Source organism: Candidatus Nitrospira nitrosa, from assembly GCF_001458735.1.
GTDB lineage: Bacteria > Nitrospirota > Nitrospiria > Nitrospirales > Nitrospiraceae > Nitrospira_D > Nitrospira_D nitrosa.
This window is the reverse complement of the sequence record NZ_CZQA01000001.1, coordinates 121,298-146,253: the sequence shown is the minus strand read 5'-3', so window position 1 is coordinate 146,253 and position 24,956 is coordinate 121,298. Positions and strand designations below refer to the sequence as shown.

General features: G+C 54.6%; 22 protein-coding genes, 1 tRNA gene and 1 other RNA gene. 21 read left to right on the top strand and 3 right to left on the bottom strand.

Annotated elements, in window-relative coordinates; translation table 11 throughout:
* The first annotated feature begins 416 nt into the window (after window positions 1-416).
* The 11 genes from COMA1_RS00710 (at window position 417) to COMA1_RS00660 (ending at window position 10,749) form a co-directional block, all read left to right on the top strand.
* Window positions 417-1,667 carry an acyltransferase gene (locus COMA1_RS00710; protein WP_090742348.1) on the top strand — a complete coding sequence of 417 codons (1,251 nt, stop codon included), beginning with the start codon at window positions 417-419 and terminating at the stop codon, window positions 1,665-1,667.
* Window positions 1,668-1,921: 254 nt separating this feature from the next.
* Window positions 1,922-2,530: an imidazole glycerol phosphate synthase subunit HisH gene (gene hisH / locus COMA1_RS00705; RefSeq protein WP_090742345.1), complete on the top strand. Its 609-nt coding sequence runs from the start codon at window positions 1,922-1,924 to the stop codon at window positions 2,528-2,530.
* Window positions 2,521-3,270 carry a hypothetical protein gene (locus COMA1_RS00700; RefSeq protein ID WP_090742342.1) on the top strand — a complete coding sequence of 250 codons (750 nt, stop codon included), beginning with the start codon at window positions 2,521-2,523 and terminating at the stop codon, window positions 3,268-3,270. The genes hisH and COMA1_RS00700 overlap by 10 nt, the downstream gene beginning before the upstream one ends.
* Before the next feature lies 1 nt (window position 3,271).
* Window positions 3,272-3,997, top strand: a complete 726-nt coding sequence (gene hisA / locus COMA1_RS00695) for a 1-(5-phosphoribosyl)-5-[(5-phosphoribosylamino)methylideneamino]imidazole-4-carboxamide isomerase (protein ID WP_090742339.1) — start codon at window positions 3,272-3,274, stop codon at window positions 3,995-3,997.
* A 62-nt stretch (window positions 3,998-4,059) separates the two neighbouring features.
* Window positions 4,060-4,842 (top strand): imidazole glycerol phosphate synthase subunit HisF, encoded by a 783-nt coding sequence (hisF, locus tag COMA1_RS00690; protein WP_090742336.1) that lies wholly within the window; start codon window positions 4,060-4,062, stop codon window positions 4,840-4,842.
* 4 nt (window positions 4,843-4,846) lie between these two features.
* A complete protein-coding gene (gene hisIE / locus COMA1_RS00685; RefSeq protein ID WP_090742333.1) occupies window positions 4,847-5,515 on the top strand; it encodes a bifunctional phosphoribosyl-AMP cyclohydrolase/phosphoribosyl-ATP diphosphatase HisIE in 669 nt (222 codons plus the stop codon).
* Between the two features lie 64 nt (window positions 5,516-5,579).
* Complete coding sequence (locus COMA1_RS00680) at window positions 5,580-5,924, top strand: histidine triad nucleotide-binding protein (protein ID WP_090746675.1); 345 nt, start codon at window positions 5,580-5,582, stop codon at window positions 5,922-5,924.
* A 122-nt stretch (window positions 5,925-6,046) separates the two neighbouring features.
* Complete coding sequence (gene dnaG, locus COMA1_RS00675; protein ID WP_176697754.1) at window positions 6,047-7,870, top strand: DNA primase; 1,824 nt, start codon at window positions 6,047-6,049, stop codon at window positions 7,868-7,870.
* Between the two features lie 2 nt (window positions 7,871-7,872).
* Window positions 7,873-9,687: an RNA polymerase sigma factor RpoD gene (rpoD, locus tag COMA1_RS00670; protein WP_090742327.1), complete on the top strand. Its 1,815-nt coding sequence runs from the start codon at window positions 7,873-7,875 to the stop codon at window positions 9,685-9,687.
* Window positions 9,688-9,842: 155 nt separating this feature from the next.
* A tRNA-Ile gene (locus COMA1_RS00665) sits at window positions 9,843-9,919 on the top strand.
* Between the two features lie 53 nt (window positions 9,920-9,972).
* Window positions 9,973-10,749: a zinc ribbon domain-containing protein gene (locus COMA1_RS00660; RefSeq protein ID WP_090742324.1), complete on the top strand. Its 777-nt coding sequence runs from the start codon at window positions 9,973-9,975 to the stop codon at window positions 10,747-10,749.
* A gap of 230 nt (window positions 10,750-10,979) precedes the next feature.
* On the opposite strand, the gene COMA1_RS00655 is transcribed toward COMA1_RS00660, so the two are convergent.
* The 3 genes from COMA1_RS00655 to rnhC all read right to left on the bottom strand — a co-directional run bounded on the left by COMA1_RS00655 (window position 10,980) and on the right by rnhC (window position 14,529).
* The gene (locus COMA1_RS00655) at window positions 10,980-12,890 is read right to left on the bottom strand and encodes an alpha amylase C-terminal domain-containing protein (RefSeq protein WP_090742321.1); all 1,911 of its coding nucleotides are present in this window, start codon (window positions 12,888-12,890) and stop codon (window positions 10,980-10,982) included.
* 347 nt (window positions 12,891-13,237) lie between these two features.
* Window positions 13,238-13,753, bottom strand: a complete 516-nt coding sequence (locus tag COMA1_RS00650) for a hypothetical protein (RefSeq protein ID WP_090742319.1) — start codon at window positions 13,751-13,753, stop codon at window positions 13,238-13,240.
* A gap of 110 nt (window positions 13,754-13,863) precedes the next feature.
* Window positions 13,864-14,529 carry a ribonuclease HIII gene (rnhC, locus tag COMA1_RS00645; protein ID WP_090742316.1) on the bottom strand — a complete coding sequence of 222 codons (666 nt, stop codon included), beginning with the start codon at window positions 14,527-14,529 and terminating at the stop codon, window positions 13,864-13,866.
* Window positions 14,530-14,643: 114 nt separating this feature from the next.
* Here rnhC and COMA1_RS00640 point away from each other — a divergent pair, with 114 nt between their 5' ends.
* The 10 genes from COMA1_RS00640 to leuB all read left to right on the top strand — a co-directional run bounded on the left by COMA1_RS00640 (window position 14,644) and on the right by leuB (window position 24,956).
* Window positions 14,644-15,507, top strand: a complete 864-nt coding sequence (locus COMA1_RS00640; protein WP_090742313.1) for a M48 family metallopeptidase — start codon at window positions 14,644-14,646, stop codon at window positions 15,505-15,507.
* 90 nt (window positions 15,508-15,597) lie between these two features.
* Window positions 15,598-16,024, top strand: an RNA gene (gene rnpB / locus COMA1_RS00635) — RNase P RNA component class A.
* Window positions 16,025-16,259: 235 nt separating this feature from the next.
* Window positions 16,260-18,035, top strand: coding sequence for a biosynthetic-type acetolactate synthase large subunit (gene ilvB, locus COMA1_RS00630; protein ID WP_090742310.1), 1,776 nt, complete (start codon window positions 16,260-16,262; stop codon window positions 18,033-18,035).
* 96 nt (window positions 18,036-18,131) lie between these two features.
* A complete protein-coding gene (ilvN, locus tag COMA1_RS00625; RefSeq protein ID WP_090742307.1) occupies window positions 18,132-18,650 on the top strand; it encodes an acetolactate synthase small subunit in 519 nt (172 codons plus the stop codon).
* A gap of 55 nt (window positions 18,651-18,705) precedes the next feature.
* Window positions 18,706-19,719 carry a ketol-acid reductoisomerase gene (ilvC, locus tag COMA1_RS00620; protein WP_090742304.1) on the top strand — a complete coding sequence of 338 codons (1,014 nt, stop codon included), beginning with the start codon at window positions 18,706-18,708 and terminating at the stop codon, window positions 19,717-19,719.
* A 145-nt stretch (window positions 19,720-19,864) separates the two neighbouring features.
* On the top strand, window positions 19,865-20,515 hold the full coding sequence (locus COMA1_RS00615; protein ID WP_090742301.1) for a phosphatidylserine decarboxylase family protein: 651 nt from the start codon (window positions 19,865-19,867) through the stop codon (window positions 20,513-20,515).
* The gene (gene pssA / locus COMA1_RS00610) at window positions 20,512-21,318 is read left to right on the top strand and encodes a CDP-diacylglycerol--serine O-phosphatidyltransferase (RefSeq protein ID WP_090742298.1); all 807 of its coding nucleotides are present in this window, start codon (window positions 20,512-20,514) and stop codon (window positions 21,316-21,318) included. The genes COMA1_RS00615 and pssA overlap by 4 nt, the downstream gene beginning before the upstream one ends.
* A gap of 555 nt (window positions 21,319-21,873) precedes the next feature.
* Window positions 21,874-23,421: a 2-isopropylmalate synthase gene (locus tag COMA1_RS00605; RefSeq protein ID WP_090742295.1), complete on the top strand. Its 1,548-nt coding sequence runs from the start codon at window positions 21,874-21,876 to the stop codon at window positions 23,419-23,421.
* A 63-nt stretch (window positions 23,422-23,484) separates the two neighbouring features.
* Complete coding sequence (locus COMA1_RS00600) at window positions 23,485-23,847, top strand: cupin domain-containing protein (protein WP_407921308.1); 363 nt, start codon at window positions 23,485-23,487, stop codon at window positions 23,845-23,847.
* A gap of 35 nt (window positions 23,848-23,882) precedes the next feature.
* The gene (leuB, locus tag COMA1_RS00595; RefSeq protein WP_090742290.1) at window positions 23,883-24,956 is read left to right on the top strand and encodes a 3-isopropylmalate dehydrogenase; all 1,074 of its coding nucleotides are present in this window, start codon (window positions 23,883-23,885) and stop codon (window positions 24,954-24,956) included.

Here is a 24,956-nt window from a genome sequence, read left to right as displayed (position 1 = left end):
CTCCTTCGTGGTGCCCTAAGATTCTCGGTTCTGTCGTTCGCATTTCAAACATCAGCGACGTTCGTTTGGGGAACACGCTTGCCCTCTGGCACTAAGTCTAGGGTTGGTGATTCTGGCATATTCACCGATCGGTGGGCTTCCGTACCCCCTTTCCCCTCGAAAGGTCCCCTAGGGAAGCTCTGATTAATTCGAAGTTTTAAGGAGAAGGCAGTTGAATCTCCAATGTTTTGAGAGACGATTGACCAAAAATCTGAATTAATCAGACCTTCCCTAGGTTAGAGCGTTCCTCTTCGGTACTATTCTGTGCCCGACCTAGGGGATTTCCTAGTGGACCATTCGCAATCCTCAGTGAGATGATTGTAAGAGGGTGAGAAGACCGTATATTTCCGTACCGTATAAGTTAGGAACAGACGAAGATGAGAGGCTTATGTAGTCTTGTGGGTTCGTTACCAACGAAAGACTGGCTGGCCACGGTCTGGTCTCTTATGGTGCCAGACCAGAAGAGGGAACAAGTTTCCACACGTATCCCCAGTATCGAGAGTTTCCGGGTATTGGCCATCTTCGCGGTGATCCTCTGGCATAGCCACTTTCTGTCAAGCATCTCGCAGTTCACCGATGGTAATTTCTTTGTCGTCCTCAACGGCTATCTTGTCTGGTGGGTGGGGGTCCCGTATTTCTTTATTGCGGCTGGCTATTTCTTTCAGCGATCGGTTTTGACACAGGGAAATCCTATGACGCAGTTCCATCGGTATGCGTCCCCCCTAGCGTGGATACTTCTTGTTTGGCTGTGTATTTACACTGTGACGCCAGCTGATTGGCCAGCCGAGGTCCGTCACCACGGTTTATGGCAGCCGTTTTACGCTGAAGTTCTGAAGAATATTCAGGTCCTAGAGTCTCGGCATCTTTGGGTTTTCATCGAAGGGGCGCGCCCAGTTTGGCATCTCTGGTTTCTTCCCGCGCTCATATTCAGTCTGGCTATCCTGACGCTGGTGGCTATCGGTCAGTTACAAAGACACCTGATGCTCTTGGCTGCGGGCATCTATGTGTTGATTCTGGCAGAGGAAAGTACACCGAGAAATTTGCTCAATGCTCCTGTCCCTCTTGGACAATGGATCATTGCCATTCCTCTCGTTGCCATAGGGGGGTGGCTTGCAGAACGACGAGAGTCAGTTCCAACGACCATGGCATGGAGTTTGATTTTGGGTGGCTACGCCGTCGCATTACTGGAAGGCACAGTAATGAACACGGTGTTCCATAGCTCGATGCAAGCCATTAAGGGACACCAGTTCTTGGGAGGAATACTCTTCGGCCTAGGGATATTTCAGTTGGCTCTCGCGAAGCCTCAACTAGGCCGGTCAACTCCCTTCCCATTCCTTGGGCAGTTGACCTTGGGAATCTATGTGGCACATGTCCTTGTGCTGTATACCATTACTCCATTCGTGTGGAAATTGTCCGACAAGGTTCCCTTGTGGGGACTATTATTAGGCCTGATGGTGTATGGTGCAACGGCGATATTCGTGGTTGCTTTAACTAGAGTGCCGATCCTCAAATTTCTGGTGATGAAGCCCGCGTGGAGCGTTGATCAAATCTCCAGACCGGGTTGGAAACCGATTGATAGTGCCCGTCAGAATGACACTGGAAGCCAGTTGCCTCCTCACGCGGCATAAGGCCCTTCTCAGGTTTCTTACCTCTCCTCATCTACTTTCGCCTGGCATTACTACTGGATACAGGGGTTAGATATGCGGTGAGTGCGCTTGTGTCCAGTCTGATTAGGTAGCGAGAATTCGCAACCACGGTTATTCAGGGGCTGAGTCGAGCCTGCTGTACAACATGATAATACCCATCGCGATGCGAGAATCCCAGTGGCAGGATCATCTCAGTTGCGGTATGGTTACGGTTCTTTATCAGGTCTGGAAGAGCTATGATTGCCATCATCGATTATGGAATGGGGAACTTGCGGAGCGTCTCCAAAGCCTTTGAGGCGGTGGGCTATCGGGCGATCATCACCCGTGATGCAAGCCTTATTCAGAGTGCGAGTCATGTGGTGTTGCCCGGCGTGGGAGCGTTTGGCGATTGTATGGCGAATTTGGTGCAATACGAATTGGTCGAACCCATCAAGGCAGCAGTCCGGTCTGGAAAACCATTCTTGGGAATCTGCTTAGGATTTCAACTGCTGTTTTCGGAGAGTGAGGAATTCGGCAAGCATGCAGGTCTCGATCTGTTTCCGGGGAAGGTGCGGGCGTTTCCCAGGGAGCAGAGGCTGAAGGTCCCCCACATGGGATGGAATCAGGTTGCGATCCAAAGCCCTTGTCCTGTTTTCAAGGGTCTCGCCGACGGATCGAACTGGTATTTCGTCCATTCCTTTTTTGTTGATCCGGCGGATCAGCAGATCACTGCCACCACGACGAGCTATGGCATCCCATTCACCTCCAGTATTTGGAAGGACAACGTGGTGGCCTGCCAGTTTCATCCAGAGAAGAGCCAGGCAGTTGGGTTGCAATTGATCAGGAATTTTGGGGGATGGAAGTGAGAGGAGTGCCGCTGCCCTTTCGCATGGTGCTAGTGGTCATTGTGATGGGATTTGCGGGGATGGGTGTGGGTTGTAGTGGGTCGAAAGTTGCATCGAAATCAGCGCCTGAATTGTCTCGTTACCAGATTCGCTCCATGGCCCTGATACCGTTTGTATCGATCGCAACGCCCCAGTCATCAGGTCAGGATGACCTCTTTATCCCAGCTCCGGACAGTATTCGCCGGTCCGATATCTCGATAGGCGTTCCGTTGGAGAGACAGCCGGGTACCTCCCAAACCATGCTTGTGCCGGGATACGCGGCAGAGCAAGTGACGGAGTTATTTTGGCGACATCTCCGGAATTGGAAAGGACTTCAGGTGGTATCCCCCGGTGATGTCGTGCGAGCCGCATCGGCGGATGCGGACCTTTCCAAGCTAGGGTCAGAAAAGGTTGCTGTTGCCGTCGCTAAGCGACTCAAGACAGATGCAGCGTTGATCGGACTTGTGTCCATATATCAAGAACGGGTGGGTAGTCGGCTCGGTGCTAATCCGCCGGCGATCGTGGGCTTTCAGGCAAAGGTCATGGCTGTCGATGGACAAGTTCTCTGGGCCGGTGCGTATTATGAACGGCAACGGCCGATGACTGAGGATCTCTTGGGGTTTCTGCAGCGGTGGTCTTTTGTGACGGCGGCGGAATTGGCGGAATACGGTGTCGATGAGGTGCTGAAAGAATTTCCCTTTGGCAGCGGAGAGGAGCGATAAGGTGCTAGTTATCCCCGCGATTGACTTGAAGGATGGACGGTGTGTGCGGTTGCGTCAGGGAGACATGGCGGCGGAGACGGTCTATTCGGAAGATATCGTCGCGGTTGCCAGAACTTGGCAACAGCGAGGAGCTGGCCTTATTCATGTCGTTGATTTGAATGGCGCGGTCGGTGGTGAGCCGAAGAATTTGCCTCAGATCGAAGCGGTACGCAAGGCGGTTACCGTTGATGTTCAAGTTGGTGGTGGAATTCGGACAATCGAGACCGTCCGGCGTTACCTGAAGGCCGGAGTATCCCGCGTGGTCTTGGGAACCGCCGCACTCATGGATCGGGCGTTTCTTGAGCAGGCGTGTAGTGAGTTCCCTCGACAAGTCGTGCTCGGCCTCGATGCACGCGATGGCAAGGTTGCGGTGAAAGGCTGGACGGCAGTATCAGAGACGAAGGCGATCGATCTATTAAATGAAGTGCGCGGGCTGGCGATTGGGGCGGTCATCTATACGGATATTGCGAGGGACGGCATGCTGAACGGGCCGAATCTCACGGCGTTACAAGAAGTCGTCGCCTCCTCGGCCTTTCCGGTGATTGCGTCAGGGGGGATCAGTAGTGTCGAGGATCTTCTTGCGGTGCGCTTGCTTGGGTCAAGGATTGAGGGAGCCATTGTGGGTAAAGCATTATATGATGGCAAACTTGACTATCAATCTGCCGTCGCGTCCATCGGTAAGGTGTAAGGCCCGAGAGGATTCTCGGATGCAAATGTTTCACCGTTTACGTCTCTGGTTCACGAGTCTCTATGTTGACCAAACGCATCATTCCCTGTCTTGATGTCAAAGAGGGGCGTGTGGTGAAGGGTGTGAGCTTCGTGAATCTTCGTGATGCGGGAGATCCGGTTGAAGTCGCGATGGGGTATGATCGCGAAGGCGCGGACGAACTTTGCTTTTTGGACATTACGGCCTCGCATGAGAACCGAAAGACGATTCTTGATGTCGTTGAGCGGACCGCGGCCTGTGTTTTCATGCCGGTGACGGTCGGTGGCGGGGTGCGGACGATCGAGGATATTCGCGCCTTGTTGAATGCGGGAGCGGATAAGGTCAGCATCAATACCGCAGCGGTCCAGCGGCCTGAGTTTGTTCAAGAAGCCGCACAGCGATTTGGGACGCAGTGTATCGTCGTCGCGATCGATGCCAAAGCGGTCGCGCCAGATCGGTGGGAAATCTTTACACATGGCGGTCGAAAACCAACCGGGCTAGATGTCGTTGCGTGGGCGACACGAATGGAACAGTATGGTGCCGGTGAAATTTTACTGACCAGCATGGATCAGGATGGTCGTCAAACCGGATACGATTTGGGCTTGACGGCGACGGTGTCTGGGGCAGTGTCGATTCCTGTGATCGCCTCGGGTGGAGTGGGAACGTTGGAGCATTTGTACAATGGGTTCGTGGAGGGGAAAGCGGACGCCGTCCTCGCTGCATCCATTTTTCATTTTCGGACCTATACGATTGCTCAAGCAAAGGCTTATTTGCGGGAGCGCGGTGTTCCGATCCGTATGCCGGACAACATAGCTCAGGTGGCGTGAATCGATGAGCCAGACAAGGGCTGACCAATTGAAATTCGATCAACAGGGCTTGCTCCCTGCCGTGGTGCAGGATTGGCTAGACGGTACCGTGTTGATGCTGGGGTATATGAATCAGGAGGCGTTGGCCAAGACGGTTGCGACCAGAAACGTCCATTTTTGGAGCCGTTCCAGAAACAAGCTGTGGGAAAAAGGCGAGACGTCTGGCCATAGACTTTCTGTGAAGGACCTCTTTATCGACTGCGACCGCGACACGATTCTAGTCAAGGCCCAACCAGTCGGACCAACCTGTCACACTGGTGAACGGGCTTGCTTCTTTTCTCGTCTGGATGAAGCAGGTGGGGTACTGGGAGCGTGCTCACAGGATGCGTCTGGCGGAATTCTCGAGGGTGTTCTCCGGACGATCCGAGAACGTCGCTCCAACCCCCAGGCCGGTTCCTACACGACGAAGCTGTTCGAGGGCGGACACGACAAGATCCTGAAAAAGGTGGCGGAGGAGGCCGGTGAGGTATTGTTGGCGTCGAAAGGTGGTAAAAGAGAGGAAATCGTGTACGAAGTGGCCGACCTCTTTTTTCACACCCTCATGGTTCTGGGGTACCACGACCTGTCTTTGCAGGATATCTATGAAGAACTGGGGCGTAGATTTGGGAAATCCGGATTGCGGTCAGAGAAGTAGCTGGCATTGTCTGTAAGAGCATCGGTCTGATGGAGTGAATGTTGAGTGGGTGGGAGGCATCGACATGAGCGAGTGCCTGTTTTGTAAAATTGTGGAAAAGAAGATTCCAGCAAAGTTGGTGCATGAAGATGCAGACACGCTGGCGTTTGACGACATCCATCCCCAAGCGCCTGTCCATACGTTGGTGATACCGAAACGACATGTAGGTTCAGTCCAAGATTTGGGTGAGGCAGATCAGACCTTGTTGGCGAGGTTGCTGCTGACTTGTCGGAAGGTCGCAAACGACAAAGGGCTGGCTGGTTCAGGGTTTCGCCTCGTGGCCAATACCGGACGAGAGGGGGGGCAAACCGTGTTCCACCTTCACTTTCATGTCATGGGTGGGCGACAGATGGGCTGGCCTCCAGGCTGAGAGAAGACGACGAATTGACAGGATTTCCACTCGTCTGTTAATCTGACCGGTCGATTATTCCGATTACTTAGTAACCAACTCGTCAGGTCGTGCGCGACGGGAACGTAGGAGTGGAGACTCTCGTGGGCCGAGGCCTGATTTCCGACGAGATTAAGAATCGAATACGAGACCGTGTGGATATAGCGGATGTCGTAGGCCAGCATGTCTCCTTGAGGCGGGCCGGTCAGAACCTGGTGGGGCTATGTCCCTTTCATCAGGAAAAGAGCCCATCATTTTCGGTCAGTTCCTCCAAACAAATGTTTTACTGCTTCGGCTGTAAGGCCGGGGGCGATGTGTTTGCCTTTCTGAGCAAGATGACTGGCGCCACCTTTCCTGAAGTGCTGCGTGAGCTCGGGGACAAGGTGGGCATTGCCGTGGAAGAGTCGCCTGCGGAACGAGGACAGCGCGGACAGGCGCATCGCATCGAAGAGATGAACCAGGCTGCGCTGACGTGGTTCCAATCGAACCTTCGCGATCCACAGCTTGGAGCAACGGCCCGTGAGTATCTCGTCAGGCGGGGAATCCAACAAGCAACCGTGGAGATGTTCAGGCTCGGTGTGTCCTCCTCCGATTGGGAAGGACTCTGTAAGTTCCTCGCCCGGAAAGGGTTTTCGGCCAGCGACAGTGTAACGGCCGGGCTCATCACTCCACGAGCAAACGGAAACGGATATTATGACAAGTTTCATCAGCGGCTCATGTTCACCATCACCGACCTGCGCAGGCGTGTAGTGGGGTTCGGCGGTCGCGTGTTGGGCGACGGCATGCCCAAATATCTGAATTCGCCAGATACCCCACTGTTTAAAAAGGGGCAAACGCTATTTGCCTTCGAACAGGCGCGGGAAGCCATTGTTCGGACCAAGACGGTGATCGTTGTCGAAGGCTATTTCGATGCCATCGCGCTCCACCAGGCCGGACTGACCCATACCGTGGCGACCTTAGGGACGACCCTGACTGCTGAGCATGTGCAGGCGCTACGGCGATTTGCCGAGCGAATCGTGTTGCTCTTTGACCCGGACGCAGCCGGGGTGAGGGCGGCACTGCGCGGATTGGATCTTTTTGTCAACAGCGGTTTAAGTGTCAAGGTTGTCACGCTCCCTGCGGGAGAGGATCCGGATACGTTTATCCGGAGAGCTGGTGCCGATGCATTTGCTCAGTTAGAAGCGGGGGCGCCAAGTCTGTTGGACTATGCATTGAACTACACGATCGATCAAGCTGATCCCGGTTCGCTTGAGAGCCGTATTCGAAGTGTCGATGAAGTCCTGCGAATTCTGCAGAGGAGTGAGCATCCGATTGAGCGGCAGGAGCGGATGAGAGTTGTCGCTGAACGGCTGAGAATCAGCGAGGCTCGGCTGATTGAGCGGTATCCGGCGCTGGCGGCTCAACCGAAGCCTGGGGTTGTCCCACCGCGCGTACAATTCCCACGGGGGATTTCTCTGACGACGCAGTTTAAAGGATTGCCCGAAGAAAGAGATCTTCTGCTTCTCTTGCTGCAAGGGAAATTGTCTGCTGCTGATGTGCGACGTCTGAAGCCAGAATCGTTTACCCTAGCCTCCGGACGAAAGCTGATCTCGATTGCCCTCACGCATGTGGATCGCGAAGGACGTATCAGCCTGAGAGCGGTCTTGGATGAAGCGACGGAAGATCCTGAGTGTGGTGGGTTGGCGACGGAATTGTCCATGCGTGAGGATTATTTCGATGATGTTCCGGCCCATGTCCAGGCCTGTCTGGATACGCTTGATCGTAAGCGGACGGAGCATGCGTTGCGGGATCTTATCGAACGACTCAAAACGGCTGAACGTGAAGGCCGAGCGGATGAAGCGGGCAGCTTGAACGTGCAGATTAATGAAGTGCGGATGCGGAAAGCCGGCACGCTGGGCGCTGGCGTGGTGACCTTGGTGAAGGAGTAGTCATGTCGAAACAAGAGTTATTGGGCGAGGTGAAGAAGCTGATCTCAATCGGGAAGGAAAAAGGCTTCCTGACGTATGACGAGCTCAACAGCACCTTGCCGGCTGAAGTGGTCTCATCCGATCAGTTTGGCAGCATCATGGCGATGTTTGGTGAGATGGACATCGAGATCGTCGAAGCGACGGAGGGAGAACGGGTTTCAAAGCGAGGCGATGGTGAGGGGGGGGAAGAAGGCGAAGAGGTGGAGTCGGATTCAGAGGACGACAACGATAAGGCGATCGATTTGACGCCAGGAGCATTGAGTCGCACGGATGATCCTGTGCGCCTCTACCTCAAGGAAATGGGCAGTGTAGCGCTCTTGAGCCGAGAAGGTGAAATCGAGATCGCCAAACGGATTGAAGAGGGGAAATTTGATATTGCGTCCGTGATCTACGGGATGCCGATGACGATTGAGTTTGTCTTGGCGCTCAGGGATCAGCTGAAGAATGGAAAAATCGATGTCCGCGAAATCGTTCCCGTGCAAGAGACAGAAGAGGATTTTGAAGAAGAGCAGCAACCGGTCGAACGTGATTACGAGGAACTCCGAGTCAAGACGCTCGATGCGTTGAACTCGGTACGGAAAGTCTCCCTCGCGCTCAAGGCCTTGGCGGAGAAGGGAAAACATCTCGGGAACGATCAGGCGAAGCAGAAGAAGTTTAAGAAACAGTTTGAAGCCGTCCGTCAGCAGGTGGTGAACAAGATCGAATCAGTCAACCTCCATGGGGTGCTGAAAGAGCGGATGGTGCAACGGGTCCGCGAGCTTGCCATCCAAATTCGAGTGGCCGAGCGAGAGGCGGTCAGCTGTCAGCGGCGTATTGGGGTTGGTGGCGAGACCGGAGCAGAGTTATTGAGGAAGATGTGCCGCAGCCGCCAGGATTTTCTGGCGGTGAAGCGGAAGACCGGCGTGTCGGAGGAGGCCTTGCTGGAGATTCGCAAGGTGTACCAAGCCGCCAAGGCACGAGTTCGGCAGCTGGAGGCCGAAGAAGCGTTGGTCCCTGCTGAAGAAATCAAGGACGCGGTCAAGCATCTTGATGTCGCGGAGGAGAAGGTCAAGCGCGGAAAGGCGGAGTTGGTCGAGGCGAATCTGCGGCTTGTCGTCAGTATCGCCAAGAAGTATACGAACCGTGGCCTTCAATTTCTCGATTTGATTCAAGAAGGCAATATCGGGCTCATGAAGGCGGTAGACAAATTTGAATATAAGCGCGGGTACAAGTTCAGCACGTACGCGACGTGGTGGATCCGGCAGGCGATCACTCGGGCAATCGCTGACCAGGCCCGTACGATCCGGATCCCGGTGCATATGATTGAAACGATCAATAAACTGATCCGCACGTCTCGGCATCTCGTGCAAAAACTGGGACGAGAACCCTTGCCGGAAGAAATCGCCGAACGGATGGATCTGCCGTTGGACAAAGTCAGAAAGATCCTCAAAATTGCCCGTGAGCCTATTTCGCTCGAAACACCGATCGGAGAAGAAGAAGACAGCCATCTGGGCGATTTCATCGAAGATAAGAAGGCCGTGTCACCGCTGGAAGCGGCCATTCGCTACGATTTGCAACGGCAGATCAACAGCGCATTAGAAACCTTGACGCCACGTGAGGAAAAGGTCCTGCGCAAACGGTTTGGGATCGGGGAAGCAACCGACCATACCTTGGAAGAAGTCGGTCAGGACTTTGAAGTGACGCGTGAGCGTATCCGGCAGATCGAGGCCAAAGCCCTCAGAAAGTTGCGACATCCGAGCCGCAGTAAGAAGCTGCGGAGTTTTGTCGAGAGTTTGTAGACGATCGGACTCACGGAGGCCTGATTTGACTCCGTTCGGAGGGTCGGCCTAGAATCCGCTCCAAGCTGAGGCTCAGGTCAAGAAGAGGGCGTGAGGAGAACTGTCGAGGCCATTTCCTATACCAGACCTCATCCTGGTTTTGACCATTCCGAAGAGGGCCCATAGCTCAGGTGGTTAGAGCGGCTGACTCATAATCAGCTGGTCCTAGGTTCAAGTCCTAGTGGGCCCACCAGCCGGAGATATTACTCGCGCCTTGAGTGCTTCGGCACTGATGGAAAGGATACGGTGAATCAGAAACTGTCCCCGCTCATCGAATTGCAAAAACTGGATCTCCGGATCATGGAGATCACGGAGATTCGAAGAAAAATCCCCGAACGTCTCCACGTGGCCGAAACTCCGCTTCGAGAACTATCCCAGGCCCTGACTGATACAAAAGCCGCAGTCGATGCGGCTACCAAGGAACGACGCGCGCATGAGAAGGATCTCGAAATGCACGAAGTGCAGACGGAGAAGATGAAATCACATGCGGCGAGTCTGAAGACCAACAAAGAGTATCAGGCACATTTGTTTGAGCTCGAATTGGCGAATAAAAAGCGGGGCGAGTTTGAGGAAAAGATTTTGCTGGCGATGGAAAAGATCGATGAACTCCAAAAGGTCGCCAAGGCGCTGCAGGAGAAAAAACAAGCGCAGGACAGTGTGTTCAGTCAGGAAAAACAGGAGTTGGACAAGCAGGACAAGGAGCTGGCGAAAGAACTGGCACGACTGGAAGCCGACTATCGAGACGCGGCTGGGAAAGTGGAGAAGAGCCTCCTGGACCGGTACAATCAGGTGAAGGCCACCAGAAGGGATCAGCCCTTGGCCGCAGTCCGTGATGGTATGTGTGTCGGGTGTCGCTTACAGATCCCACCCCAGCTCATCGCCCAGGTGAGGCGATCAGATGATCTCCACCTCTGCCCCTATTGTAGGCGGATTCTCTACTGGGAAGGCGAGCCAGCGAAAGAATCCGCTTCGGCCCTCAGTGAAGCGAGAAAAGCGGATATGGAAGTGGGGGAGTCGGTCTAAGAATAGGTTCTAGCCTTTCAGGAACGGGATCCTAAGGCATCGACCCTCCTGTGCCACAGCGATATGAGGTCGGTCCTGACTCCAGTTCATGGGATAAATCCATAATCGGCAAGGCTAGGTTGATTGCAAGAGCAGGATCACGGTGCCGCAATAAACGCAACGATTCTTCGATCCGCTTTGTCTCTTGTGTAAGATGCCCGAGGAAAAGAGAAGCAATATCTTGAACCGCGTTATCGAGTGAAGACCAGGATGCTGTTGGCTGGAAGGATAAGAGCTGCAGAAGAGTCGAAGCCATGCAAGGGCTGTGGATCCGCGGCCACTCGTCCGCCGTTGCCGACCACGCTTGGATTGACCCAGTTCTCATACACGTCGCTGTTGAACGCTTCGCGCCATTCTCCGCTGGAGGGGAAGCCGATACGATATTCGAACCGATGGAAGGGCGACAGGTGCACGACCACGATTGCGTCGTGACCTTCACCCTCGGCCCAGCGATGGAATGACAGCACACGGTTCTGATCATGCACATGCACCACACGAAAGCCTTGTCCGCGCAACCCGGGTAATTGGCGCCGAAGGGCGAGCAACTCTCTGACGAACCGCACGTGGTCCAGCATCTGCTTGTCGCCCTGATCCAGGCCTGCCCAGTAGAGGAGCAGATCATGGTGGGACACGAAATCGTCCGCCCACTGTTTGTCTTCTAGAAATTCCTGGCCCATGAACAGCATCGGAATCCCCGGAGCCGTCAGGCTGAGGCCTGTTGCTATACGAGAGCGGCTCCTTCCGTACCAGGAACGGGGATTGGACGAATCACCAAGTCGAGCAATGCGCTGCTCCCGCTCTCGATAGACGATGTCGTGATTTTCCGGACCCTGCACGAAACGCCACTGCTCACGAAACCCTTCAGGCCAGAGAGCCTGTGCGAGTCCCGTCATGTCGAGCGGACGGTCATCCGGTAGGCTTGCGTTCTCGATCGTGTTGCGGATCGCGATACGGAAACCGTCAGTGAGGGTCATATCGAATCCGGCCCCTTCCGGGGCTGGCTTCACTACATAGGGATTCACGTCCCAATACTCGGCGTGATGCAAGACTGAAGGTCGATGCGCGTGCAGCGTGGAGGTGAGGTCCTGGCAGAATCGCCAACCATGAGGCGCACCATCATGGTCGATCACGCTGACCTGATCATAGCGAAAGCCGTCGACTCGATATTCGTCGACAAAGAACTTGGCATTCTGAATCAAAAAATCACGCACCTCTGGTTCGGCGTAATCGAACACGAGCCCGCCTGCATGGCCCTTGTCGGAAAAATACAGCGAGTGCCGGTGTCCTCCTGCCGGATGTTGGCGATCAAAGAAGTAGAGGCTCTGGTCTCCGAATTCGCCGCCCGCATGATTGTAGACCACGTCAAGGATGACGGCGAGATCGTGAAGATGGGCCAGATCCACCAGGGCTTTGAGTTGATTCATTTCCCCGCGCAAGTCAGCGACGTGATAACGGCGCAATCCCTTCGCGTCGAGTAAGCGGTTCAGTTCGGCGACGTATGGAGGCAGCTCGGCATCCACTACGGCGAAATCCATTTCCGGTGAAAAATAGTCGGTGCCGTTGTAGCCCAGACTGAAGCTGGTTTGAAATTCCTGAATGGGCAGAAGCTGCAGGGCCGTCACGCCCAGCTCAGTCAGGTAGGGGAGTTTGCGAGCGACATCGAGAAACGTCCCGCCCTTATAAGGCAGGTTCGGGGTGAAGAACGTGCCGACGTGGAGTTGGTAGATCACCAACTCGTGAAAGGGTGGTGTGATGAACCCGTTCTCGTGCCAGGGAAAATCGGTCGTACGGACGATACACTCACTGGGGAAAGGGGTCTCAAGCTCGCGGGCGTACGGATCGCGTTTCGGTCCCTCGCTGCCCTCTCCCATGATATAGAACAGGTACCGCTGGCGATCCTTGACCCCGGGAATGAATCCGCGCCAGTGGCCTGACTCATCGCGCGTGAGCAAACTGGCGTCGGTGCGAAGCCGGTTGTTGAACTCCCCGATGACGTGAACGGTCCTGGCATTGGGAGCCCAGACCCTGAACGTTGCGCCGTCGGCAATCAGATTGGCACCCATCGGGGTGCCGGGGTGAATATGGTCAAGGGAGGCTGCCATAGTCCATCGACTGAGAACGGTAGGAGGATCTTACTCTCCTTTTGGCATGATGGTAAGAGGCTTTTGCTTCATGTGACTCGTTCCGGCTAGTCTCATCCTCTGTCGTATGAAGTGCGGCCGCGAATGCGCTGAGATATGTGCAAGTTGTGAAGACATGTTCAGGAGTCGGCTTGTTTCATCATGAAACGGTCTGGTGCCGAGCCGGTTCTCCCCATATTTTTCAATGATGATCTTCGCGGTAAGCTCAGTGGTGGGTGAGGTGTCTTCGGGGAGTGGGTGCTGACGTGTTCCGACATTTGCTCGCGGTGGTTCAGGTGGTTGCTCCTCGTTGTTCTCTCTGATCAAAGTTAGTGTTTGGCGGGCGTCGTTGATTTGAAGAGCGCCTGCATTACATCCGAATCAATGTACCTGATGATTGCGGAACGAGAGAGATTCAAATCGTACGGTGGCAAGATCGACTCGCCATGCCACAACAGGTGTCCCACCACTTTATGATCCAGACTTGCACCGACGTGAATGGAATGGGCATCATGTCGATACGCGCTCTCGTAGCTGCTTGAGAGCTCGTCTTGGCGTCTTCTATCCGAAAAATCAAAGGCCAGTTGTAGGACGGCATCGGCTGTGGACTGATCTGGGACGACGGTGAATCCTGCTTGCGTGAGTTTGGCTTTGACGTCCTGTTCGACCTTCTCGATGATGCCGGCTATTCCGGTTGGGAGCGTTCGAGCATCGCTGCGAACGTCAACCCAGATGGTTTTCGTGTGCGCGAGAGTTTGTCGCTCCTGTTCGGTATACGGTCTGTGGCCAACACATGCGGTCTGTAGGATCGCAATGGCCAATAGCATTACGTGGAAGATATTCATGAGTGACTCCTCTTCGGAACTCCGTAACTTACTCAAAGTGTCTTATTGAACACAAGACGATGACGGGGTGAGAGACTCTGACTTTGACGAAGATCACCGGGGTGAAAAGTTTAGGATAACTTTGCCAGTACTGCCTTCGTGGTTTTAAAGTGCAGCTTGGCAATGGTGCCCAACCGGTCCTGTCCATGTTTCTTGATGACCATCTTTGCGGCAAGTTCGACGGCGGGCGAGGCGCCCTTGGGTAGCGTAGTACCTACCTCGCTGGAAAGCCGTTTGAGACGGGTCAGAAATTCTGCTCGTGCCAAGATGGATGCGGCAGCGACGGCCAGATCAGATTCTGCTCTCGGTCGTTGTTCCAGCGTAATCTTTTGCCCCTTTTCTTGTAGCACATTCAGAATCAATCGCTCATCGCCGAACTGATCGGAGATCGCTCGCTCGCAAGTCACGCCTCGTTCCAGTAGATTCTCCAGAGTTTTGGCATGGCCCCAGGCGAGCAAGCGGTTCAAGTTTTTGATCTTGGCGTAGAGCTCATTGTACTTCTGCGGCCCGATCGCGATGACGCTGTGCGGACAAATAGTCTTGATGTCGATCGCCATCTCTAGCACGCGCCCATCGGAGATTTTCTTGCTATCTCGTACCTCCATCAAACGTAGTTCCCCTTGCGTGGTCGCATCCACAAACACGGCGGCGATGACGAGCGGACCGAAGTAATCGCCCTTTCCCGATTCGTCGATGCCGATACGCTCAATCTGGTTGTGAGACCGAAGCTCGCTCATGCTGTTCCTGTACGCCAGGTGGAAATCTTGCTTGGGGGACGGTAATCTATCAATCGAATCCATGTTGGTCAATCATGTATGGATGGGGTTACGAGTATTCTCTGGAGAATGAATATGCAGACTCAACGATTCACCCGTGCCATCACGATAGCCTGTTTGATTGCAGGAGGAGTTGGCTTGGTGGGGTGTGAGACCAACCCCTATACCGGTCGAAGACAACTGTTGATGTCCTCAGTGGGGCAAGAAATGCAGATGGGCGCGCAGGCGTACAACCAGGTGAAAAGCGATCCTAAAATGCATCCCTCACAGGATCCGCGCGAGATTGAACCGGTCAAACGGGTGGCCGCTCGTATTGTTGAAGCGGCCAAACGGTCGAAGTATGCCGAGATGGCTCAACAGTTCCAGTGGGAAGTGACGGTGATCAAAGACGATAAGACGGCCAATGCGTTTGCACTCCCAGGTGGAAAGATGGCGGTCTACACCGGCATTTTCCCGATGGCGAAGACGGAGGCTGGGTTGGCGGCAGTCATGGGTCATGAAGTGGTGCATGCCCTGGCTCGTCATGGCGCGGAGCGAATGAGCCAGGGGCAAGCGGCGAACGTTGGCATGCAGGTCATAGGGGCGGCCATTGGGATTGGGAGCAAAAATCCTGCACTTGGCCAGGCGGCGATGGGGGCGCTTGGCGTCGGTGCACAGGTGGGTGTGTTGCTGCCTTTCAGTCGGAAGCATGAATCGGAAGCGGACTATATCGGCATCCTTCTCGCGGCCGATGCCGGGTATGACCCACGCGAGTCCGTTGCTCTCTGGGAGCGAATGGCACAGTCTGGTGGCGGGGGACAGCCGGAATTCATGTCCACTCACCCGAGCCATGACACCAGAATTGAGCAACTCAAAGAGTGGATGCCTGAGGCGATGGAGATCTATCAGAAGCGAACGCCCATGCCGACTACTCCACTTCCGGATGTTGGGAGCAGGTAAACCCCTGGGTGGTTGTCGCCAGCCGTCTTTGGGAAGTCGGGGCACTGCTTGTGGCTGACCGGAGCCATTCTTTATACTGGCTCAGCGTGGGCGGAAGGCTGGATGGTTGCTCGGGGCTTCGGCTCCGAGAGGAAAGTCCGGACTCCATGGGCAGGGCGCTGGGTAACTCCCAGGCGGAGTAATCCGACACCAGCACCACAGAAAACAAACCGCCGATGGCCAAGGCAACGGGATCCCATCTGGTTGCTGCGGATCAGGTAAGGGTGAAACGGTGGGGTAAGAGCCCACCGCGGGGGTGGTGACACCACCGGCACGGTAAGCGTCGCCTGGTGCAAGGCCAAATAGGAAGACAGGTGCCGTGCTCCTTACGGACTGCGGTACGCCGACTGGCCCGGTCGAGGTCTTCGGGTAGGTCGCTTGAGGTTCGGGGTAACTCGAATCCCAGAGAAATGATCATCCATGCAAAGGGGGAGACTTCTTTGCGGGACAGAATCCGGCTTATAGGCCTTCTATCCACGCACTTTCTTCAGCGAGAGTCTCTCTGGGCCGTCGATACCTCGTGCTGCTCGGCCACTGGGTGCCGACGGGGCTATATTGACGCTCATATGTGGGAATGCTACGATCAGAAATCTTTCCCCTTGATTTCAAACACATTTGTGCACGATGATGCGTGCTTCCGCCAGGGGGTGCTGTTGTAAGGTCTCACGATCGATCGGAGGCCTTCTACACATGCGGTCGGAGGGAGGAGTGTCATGAAACTCACCGGTGCTGAAATCTTCATCGAATGCCTGAAGCGGGAAGGGGTGAAAACCGTGTTCGCGCTTCCAGGCGGAGTCGTATTGAAGATTTTCGATACGCTCCATCAGCAGAAAGACGTTGAAGTGATCTTGACGCGCCATGAACAGGGTGCGGGGCATATGGCGGAAGGTTATGCCAAGGCGACAGGGAAAGCGGGCGTGTGCCTGGTCACCTCTGGCCCTGGGATGACCAACGTGATCACGGCGTTGGCCGATGCCTATATGGATTCGGTACCGGTGGTCTGTTTTAGCGGCCAGGTGCCGACGAACTTGATTGGGAATGATGCATTCCAGGAAGCAGACAATATCGGGCTGAGCCGCCCCTGCACGAAATATAATTTCCTCGTGAAAGATGTGAACGATTTGGCCGCCACCATCAAGGAGGCGTTTTATATCGCCACGACCGGGCGACCAGGTCCGGTACTCGTCGATATTCCCAAAGATGTCTCTCAGAATGTGGCGGAGTTCGTCTATCCCAAGTCGGTTTCGATCCGCGGCTATAACCCGACCGTCGAAGGAAATAAGTGGCAGATCAAGCAGGCCGCCGAAGCCATCATGAAGGCCAAGAAGCCGATTCTTTATGTCGGTGGGGGTGCCGTGTTCTCGGGCGCTTCCCAAGAGCTGCTCGAGTTGGCCGAGATGACGCAGATTCCGGTGGATATGACGCTGATGGGACTTGGAATATTTCCGGGCGAGCATCCGCTGTCCTTAGGGATGCTGGGAATGCACGGGACCTATCAAGCCAACATGGCGATGCATTATTCCGACCTGGTGATTGCGATTGGTGCCAGGTTTGATGACCGGGTGACGGGAAAGGTGGCGGAGTTCTGTCCTCATGCGAAGGTGATTCACGTCGATATTGACCCGACGTCGATTCGGAAAAATATTCATGTCGATATTCCGATCGTCGGTGATTGCAAAACGGTGCTGCGTGAGTTGAATCAGATTCTTCGTGCGACGGTCAATGGTGAGCAAAAAGATCTTCGCAAACCCTGGTGGGATCAGATCCGAGCCTGGCAACAGGCCCATCCCTTGACGTATCACCAGGAACAAGATGGGCCGATCAAGCCACAGCAAGTGGTTAAGCGGCTGTACGAGCTGACGAAAGACCGAGACCCGATCGTCGCCACCGATGTCGGTCAGCACCAAATGTGGGCCGCCCAGTATTTCAAGCTGGCCAGACCGAACCGGTGGTTGACCTCAGGCGGGCTGGGTACGATGGGGTTCGGATTTCCTGCAGCGATGGGGGCGCAAGCGGCATTCCGGGATCGCCTGGTGCTCTGTATTGCAGGAGACGGCAGTATTCAAATGAACATGCAGGAAATGGCTACGGCTGTGATCAGCAAATTGCCGGTGAAGATCATCATCCTGAATAATGGCTTTCACGGCATGGTCCGGCAGTGGCAAGACCTGTTTTACAACGGGCGATATGCGTCAAGCAATCTGGGAACGACGCCGGATTTCGTCAAGTTGGCAGACGCCTATGGGGCGGTGGGGTTGCGGGTCACGAAGGTCGGCGATCTCGATGCCATTCTGAAAGAAGCGTTGGCAACGGATAAGCCAGTCATTGTGGATGTTCCGACCTATCCCTATGAAAACTGCTATCCGATGATTCCTGCCGGCGGGTGCAACCATGAGATGATCTTGGAAGATCCCCCAGAGTTGAAGATGAAGCAGTCCGGTGGCGCCAAAGTGACGCCGGAAGATAAGGATACGGTTCTAACCGCATAGGAGTGAGAGCGTAAGGTGTATCGCTGATGGCAGAAACGGGAGGCCGTAGTCGGCTCCGAGCCATAAGCCATCGGCTATAAGCTCTGTGAGTTGAGAATGGAACATATTATTTCAGTCACCGTTGAAAACAAGTTTGGAGTGTTATCCCGGGTTGCGGGGCTGTTCAGCGGGAGAGGGTTCAACATTGAGAGCTTGTCGGTTGCTCCGACGCTGGATCCTTCCATGTCCCAGATGACGATTGTGACGTCGGGAGACGAACGGATCATCGAGCAGATCGTAAAGCAACTGAACAAACTGATCGATGTGATCAAGGTGGTGGACCTCAATGAAGCGGAGTTTGTCTCGCGAGAGACCGCGATCATTAAGGTTCACACGAAGGATGTGGATCGAGCCGAGGCGCTGAGGATCGTCGATATCTTCCGCGCGAACGTCATCGATTCAACGCCGACGACCTATACGATCGAAGTCTCCGGAGACCCGAAGAAGATTGAAGCAATCATTAATTTGCTTCAGCCGCTTGGAATCAAAGAGTTGGTCCGCACCGGTCGAGTCGCTGTTGCGCGGGAGCCTGTTCGTCAGGCTGCCGTCCAGGCGAAAAAAATTGCTCGCGAATGATGGTCTGCGTAATAAAAGAACGTCGCTCTAGCCTGACACATGGAAAGGGTGTTTCATGAACATCTACTACGATAAGGATGCTGATCTTCAACAGATTCGAAACAAGAAGGTAGCCGTGGTCGGCTATGGAAGCCAGGGCCATGCGCATGCCTTGAATATGAAGGAAAGCGGAGTCAGTGTGGTGATTGGACTGCGTGAGGGGGCGTCCTGGAAAAAGGCCGAACAGAGTGGACTGAAAGTTATGCCTGTGGCCGATGCCGTGAAGGCGTCCGATGTCGTGATGATCCTGGCGCCTGATGAAGCTCAGGCTGCCATCTATCGGCAAGACATTGCGTCCAATCTCAAGCCAGGGGCCTACCTCGCATTCGGTCATGGCTTCAACATTCACTTTGGGCAGATCGTACCGCCTGCCTCCATCAATGTCTTCATGGTGGCGCCGAAAGGCCCTGGACATCTTGTTCGTTCTGAATATACGAAGGGCAGCGGCGTGCCGTGCCTGTTGGCGATTCACCAGGATCCCAGCGGGACGACCAAGCAGGTTGGCTTGGCGTACGCGAGTGCGATCGGCGGTGGGCGTGCCGGTGTCATTGAGACCAATTTCCGTGAGGAGACCGAGACGGATCTCTTTGGCGAGCAAGCGGTGTTGTGTGGCGGTCTCACATCTTTGATTCAGGCGGGCTACGAGACGCTGATTGAAGCCGGATACTCCCCTGAGATGGCGTATTTCGAGTGCTTGCACGAAGTGAAGCTCATCGTCGATCTGATTTATCAGGGGGGCATTGCGAATATGCGCTACTCGATCAGCACGACGGCGAAGTACGGCGATGTGACTCGCGGCCCACGGGTCGTGACCGAGCAAACGAAGCAGGAGATGAAGAAGATTCTCGACGAGATTCAGACCGGGCGGTTTGCCAAGGAATGGGTGCTTGAGAATCAGGCCAATCGACCGGTCTATAATGCGTTGCTTGCGAAAGGGGAGGCGCATCCCATCGAAGCAGTGGGGGCCAAGCTGCGGGGAATGATGCCGTGGCTCAAGAAGGATCAACTGGTCGACAAAACGAAAAACTAGAGATGTTGAAACCAACCACCAGCTTCGTTCTCGCATCGTTCAAAGGCTCAACGTACAATAACCACGTACGCTTCGCCTTTTCACTCCCTGCGGCCTCGCTGGACGGTCGGTTTGAACATCTCTTGTGAAGAACTGAGGCGGCTCCATGGCGGATCGTGCAGTCGGCGTTCCATTTGCAAAAGAAGGAATTCCCTTCATCGCGCTTCCGGCAGGCGTTACACTGTTGACGGGGTTGTTGGGCTGGTCCTTTGTCGCGTTCCTCGGTGGCATTGCGACATTGTTTTCGGCCTGGTTTTTCAGAAATCCGGCCAGAGTGATTCCGCAAGGTCGGAACCTCATCGTCGCGCCCGGCGATGGTAAAGTGATCGCGATCGAAGAAGAGTTTGAGCCGAGGTATCTAAAGGAACGGAGCCTGCGGGTGACGATCTTCCTGAATGTCTTCGACGTGCATATCAATCGACTGCCCTGCGACGGAACGGTCGAAAACGTGCAGTATCAGCCGGGGTTGTTCATGGTCGCGAGTAAGCCCGAAGCCACGTTCATGAATGAGCAGAATGCATTGATGATCAAGACCGATGAAGGGATCAAGGTCTTGTGTGTGCAGGTAGCTGGGCTGATCGCTCGGCGCATCGTCTGTTGGATCGCGCCGCTGGAACGCGCTATTCGGGGTGAGCGATATGGGCTGATTCGGTTTGGGTCGCGCATGGATACTTTTCTCCCCATCGGCACCACTCTTCGGGTGGCTGTCGGGCAGCGGGTGAAAAGTGGTGAAACTATCCTAGGAGAGTTGCCATGAAAACAGCGAGCTTTAGAAGTTCGTTTGGAAAGGGAGGAAAGCGGAGGAAGGCGGCGATGCACCTGATCCCCAACCTCTTCACGACGGGCAACTTGTTTTGTGGGGTGTTTGCCATTCTATCGGTCTTCAACGGCAACTACCTGGAAGCCGCGATCGCGGTGTTAGTCGCCATGATCTTTGATGTCTTGGATGGAAAATCAGCTCGGCTGACCAACAGCACCAGCCAGTTCGGCTTGGAATATGATTCGCTTTCTGATGTCGTGTCGTTTGGTGTGGCCCCGGGGATCTTGATCTATTCCTGGGCGCTCAGTGGGCATGGTACGTTCGGTGTGGCCGTGATGTTTGCCTATGTCGCCATGGGAGCCGTCCGATTGGCGAGGTTCAACTCCACGGTGGCTGTGTCAGACGGTAAGTACTTTACCGGGTTGGCTATTCCCGCTGCTGCGGGTGTTGTGGCGTCCTTGGTCGTCATGGATCACTACATCATGAAGATGGGAACGGATGTCCGATCGATTGTAGTTCTATTGATGACGTTAGGGCTGTCGTTTCTAATGGTCAGCACGATCAAGTATCGCAGCTTTAAAGATCTGAAGTTCAAAGGGCATCGGCAGATCACCTATCTGGTCTGGGGTATTCTCGCGCTGATGATGGTCGCCGCATGGCCGGCCGTCATGGTCTTCGTGGTGTTTGCCGGCTATGCCCTGATGGGACCGGTTGAAAAGATCGTTGGACTGCTGGTTCCGGCCTCCGGGAAACGAAGTGGCGGAAAAGTTGACTTGCCGCCGGTTGAATCAAACCCATAACGATAGAGGGGAAAACCGAAGCGGGTGTGGATGGCTAGGACGAGGAGTAGTAGGCGAACGGTCTAGAATACAGAATGTTCAATTCGGTTATCCAGCAAGGCCGCAGCGAGTGAAAAGGCGAGGCGTATGCTTGGAGATGTACGTTGAGCCTTTGAACGATGCGAGAAGGCAGTTGGGAACCGGTTTCAACATTCTAAAGAGAGAGCTGGCGGGTGGTGCAAGCCAGCCTAGATATCGCTGAACTCGCCTCTGAGCTGAGTCTCCGAGCAGGAAGTAAGAGACTCCGTCTTGCCTCCGTAAGAGGCAGAAAGAAGGGTTTGAAGGTCAGGCGATCTTCAGGCTAAATCAGGGTGGTACCACGGAGTGCCTCAAGCCTTCGTCCCTGGGTCTAACGGGATGAAGGCTTTTTCTTTTTGCAAGCTGCTGAAAAAGCCTTCCGGCTGCGTTCTCAGTCGTTCGAACCCCTCAACGTACCAAACGCGTACGTCTCGGGGTGCTCGCTCCTTGCGGCCTTGCCGGAAGGACTTTTTGAACAGCTTGTATCGGAGGTCAAAGATGACACGCATGATCAGAATTTTTGATACCACCTTGAGAGATGGTGAGCAATCGCCTGGGGCCAGTATGAATGTGGAAGAAAAGGTCATGGTGGCCAAGCAGCTGGCACGGCTCGGCGTCGATATAATTGAAGCGGGATTTGCCTATAGTTCGCCCGGTGACTTTGAGGCGGTTCGGCGCATTGCGCAAGAAGTCGAGGGGCCGACGATCTGCAGCTTGGCACGGGCTCGTCCCGAGGATATTGATCGGGCATGGGAAGCTTTGAAAGGCGCGCCTAAGATTCGCATCCATACGTTTTTGTCGACATCTGACATTCATCTCAAGCACCAGTTTCGGATGACCAGGGAACAGGCCAAGCAGCGAGCCGTGGAGATGGTCCAGCGCGCGCGAGGGTATGTCGAGGATGTTGAATTTTCTCCCATGGATGCAAGCCGGTCCGATCCTGCCTATCTCTATGAGGTGATTGAAGCGGTGATTGCCGCTGGGGCTGGTACGATCAACATCCCCGATACGGTCGGCTATGCGGTCCCCCAAGAGTTCGGTGCACTCATCAAAGGGATTTGTGACAAGGTGCCGAATGCCAAACAGGCGGTGATCTCGGTCCATTGTCATAATGATCTTGGGATGGCGGTCGCAAATAGCCTGGCGGCGATCGCCAATGGGGCTGGGCAGGTGGAATGCACGATCAACGGCATCGGCGAGCGAGCGGGGAATACCTCATTGGAAGAAGTCGTGATGGGGCTCAGGACCAGAACAGATTTCTACCAGGCCGATACGCAGGTTCGGACCGAGGAGATCGCAAAGACCAGCCGTTTGGTGAGCAAGATCACAGGGATGGTCGTACAACCCAATAAAGCGATCGTGGGAGCGAATGCCTTTGCTCACACGTCCGGGATTCATCAGGATGGTCTGCTGAAAGACAAGACGACGTATGAAATCATGCGCCCGGAATCGATCGGATTGGTCGAAAGCCAAATGGTGATGGGAAAACTGTCGGGACGCCATGCTTTTCGGCAGCGCTTGGAGGAGTTGGGGTACAAACTCAGTGAAGACGAGATGAACCATGCATTCGAGCGCTTTAAAAAATTAGCGGACCAAAAGAAAGAAATCTTTGAAGAAGATCTGGAAGTGATTGTGTCGGAAGAATTGGCGAAGATGGCGGATCGCATTACGCTGAAATCGTTTCATGTTGCGAGTGGGACGGATCGCGTTCCAACCGCTACGGTTGAATTGGAGATCGACGGTACGGCCGTCACGCAGGCCGGGACGGGCGATGGGCCGGTGGATGCCGTCTATCGAACGATTGCGGCGATTACACGGACCAAGAGCAAGTTGCTGATGTATGTGGTAAAGGCGATTACTGGTGGGACCGATGCTCAGGGTGAAGTATCCGTTCGGGTGCAAGAGGATGGTCGAACGGTGTCTGGTCATGGCGCCGATACGGATATTATCATGGCATCCGCACGTGCCTATTTGAGCGCGTTGAATAAACTGGCCTATTTGTCGGCAAAACAAGCGCAGGGGGAGCAGAAGGTCAACTTGATTTGACGCTGAACCTCACGGTAGAGTTTCTCTCGCCCACGAGGATCAAGGTGGGAAGGGAGCGTGCTCTTGTTTAAAGTGACACCGGCGGATCGTCCGGAATTTCTGGCCGGCGACCATACGCGCTTGCGGGAGATTTTCCACCCTGCGAAGCACCAGCTCAATCTTGGGTACAGTCTCGCCCATGGGACGTTAAGCCCCGGACATCGATCGAAACGGCATGCTCTCGCCTCGTCCGAAGTCTATTACTTTATTGCCGGAAGAGGGCAACTGACCATTGATGATCAGGTCACGCCGGTTGAAGCGGGGACGACGGTCTATGTTTCGCCGGGAGGGCAACAGTACCTGGAAAATTTCGGAACGACGGACATCGAATTTCTTTGTCTGGTTGATCCTGCATGGCGGAGCGAAGACGAAACTGTATTGGAATAAGTTATCGGCCATCAAGCCACGAAAAGGAGTACGCAGTGAAAGCGAAGATTGCGGTATTGGCAGGAGACGGAGTCGGACGCGAGATCGTTCCCGAAGCCGTGAAGGTTCTGAAAGTCGTTGCGGAAAAGTACGGGCACTCATTCGAATTTACCCCGGGCGATATCGGTGGGCAGGCGATCGATAAGGTTGGTGTGCCGTTGCCGAACGATACGCTGACATTGGCGAAGCAGAGCGATGCGGTCCTACTTGGGGCCGTAGGAGGCCCTCGATGGGAAGGGTTGGACTATACGTTACGGCCCGAACGTGCATTGCTCGGTATCCGGGAGGCGCTGGGACTCTATGCCAATCTGCGGCCGGCGAAGGTCTATGCGAATCTGATCGATGCCTCGACGTTGAAGCGAGAGGTGATCGAGGGAATTGATATTCTGGTGATCCGCGAACTCACCGGCGGTATTTACTTCGGCAAACCCAAGGGGATTGAGAAGTTGCCGAACGGCGATGAACGGGGCGTCAATACCGAAGTCTATACGACAGAGGAAGTGCGGCGGATCGCCAAGGTGGCATTCGAGGCTGCACGGAAGCGTCGTAAGAAGGTAACCTCGGTCGATAAAGCGAATGTGCTGGAATCGTCGGAGCTGTGGCGCAAGGTCGTGATTGACGTCCATGCCTCCTATCCTGATGTGGAGCTCAGTCATATCTATGTGGATAATGCCGCCATGCAATTGGTGCGAAACCCCAGGCAGTTTGATGTGCTGCTCTGCAACAACATGTTCGGTGATATCCTCAGCGACGAAGCGGCGATGTTGACCGGGTCGATTGGAATGTTACCTTCGGCGAGCGTCGGCGCCAAGGTTGGTCTCTATGAGCCCATTCATGGGAGTGCACCGGACATCGCGGGGAGGAATATCGCCAACCCGATCGCGACGATCGCCTCGGTGGCAATGATGCTGTCCTATGCGTTTCAACTCGACAAAGAGGCGGATGCCATCGAGAAGGCTATCGTCAATACTCTCGACCTCGGCTATCGTACGAAGGACATTCAAAATCCCGGCGCGAAGATTGTGGGAACGGTTGAGATGGGCGACACGATTGCCAAACAGATCCAGTAG

Excerpts from the sequence above, each read along its gene's own strand:
- COMA1_RS00650 (WP_090742319.1), bottom strand. The coding sequence starts at position 13,753 with ATGAATATCTTCCACGTAATGCTATTGGCCATTGCGATCCTACAGACC.
- ilvN (WP_090742307.1), top strand. The coding sequence starts at position 18,132 with ATGGAACATATTATTTCAGTCACCGTTGAAAACAAGTTTGGAGTGTTA.
- COMA1_RS00640 (WP_090742313.1), top strand. The coding sequence starts at position 14,644 with ATGCAGACTCAACGATTCACCCGTGCCATCACGATAGCCTGTTTGATT.
- COMA1_RS00605 (WP_090742295.1), top strand. The coding sequence starts at position 21,874 with ATGACACGCATGATCAGAATTTTTGATACCACCTTGAGAGATGGTGAG.
- hisH (WP_090742345.1), top strand. The coding sequence starts at position 1,922 with ATGATTGCCATCATCGATTATGGAATGGGGAACTTGCGGAGCGTCTCC.
- ilvB (WP_090742310.1), top strand. The coding sequence starts at position 16,260 with ATGAAACTCACCGGTGCTGAAATCTTCATCGAATGCCTGAAGCGGGAA.
- COMA1_RS00700 (WP_090742342.1), top strand. The coding sequence starts at position 2,521 with ATGGAAGTGAGAGGAGTGCCGCTGCCCTTTCGCATGGTGCTAGTGGTC.
- rnhC (WP_090742316.1), bottom strand. The coding sequence starts at position 14,529 with ATGAGCGAGCTTCGGTCTCACAACCAGATTGAGCGTATCGGCATCGAC.
- COMA1_RS00655 (WP_090742321.1), bottom strand. The coding sequence starts at position 12,890 with ATGGCAGCCTCCCTTGACCATATTCACCCCGGCACCCCGATGGGTGCC.
- hisF (WP_090742336.1), top strand. The coding sequence starts at position 4,060 with ATGTTGACCAAACGCATCATTCCCTGTCTTGATGTCAAAGAGGGGCGT.
- hisIE (WP_090742333.1), top strand. The coding sequence starts at position 4,847 with ATGAGCCAGACAAGGGCTGACCAATTGAAATTCGATCAACAGGGCTTG.
- rpoD (WP_090742327.1), top strand. The coding sequence starts at position 7,873 with ATGTCGAAACAAGAGTTATTGGGCGAGGTGAAGAAGCTGATCTCAATC.
- COMA1_RS00680 (WP_090746675.1), top strand. The coding sequence starts at position 5,580 with ATGAGCGAGTGCCTGTTTTGTAAAATTGTGGAAAAGAAGATTCCAGCA.
- COMA1_RS00615 (WP_090742301.1), top strand. The coding sequence starts at position 19,865 with ATGGCGGATCGTGCAGTCGGCGTTCCATTTGCAAAAGAAGGAATTCCC.
- ilvC (WP_090742304.1), top strand. The coding sequence starts at position 18,706 with ATGAACATCTACTACGATAAGGATGCTGATCTTCAACAGATTCGAAAC.
- COMA1_RS00710 (WP_090742348.1), top strand. The coding sequence starts at position 417 with ATGAGAGGCTTATGTAGTCTTGTGGGTTCGTTACCAACGAAAGACTGG.
- pssA (WP_090742298.1), top strand. The coding sequence starts at position 20,512 with ATGAAAACAGCGAGCTTTAGAAGTTCGTTTGGAAAGGGAGGAAAGCGG.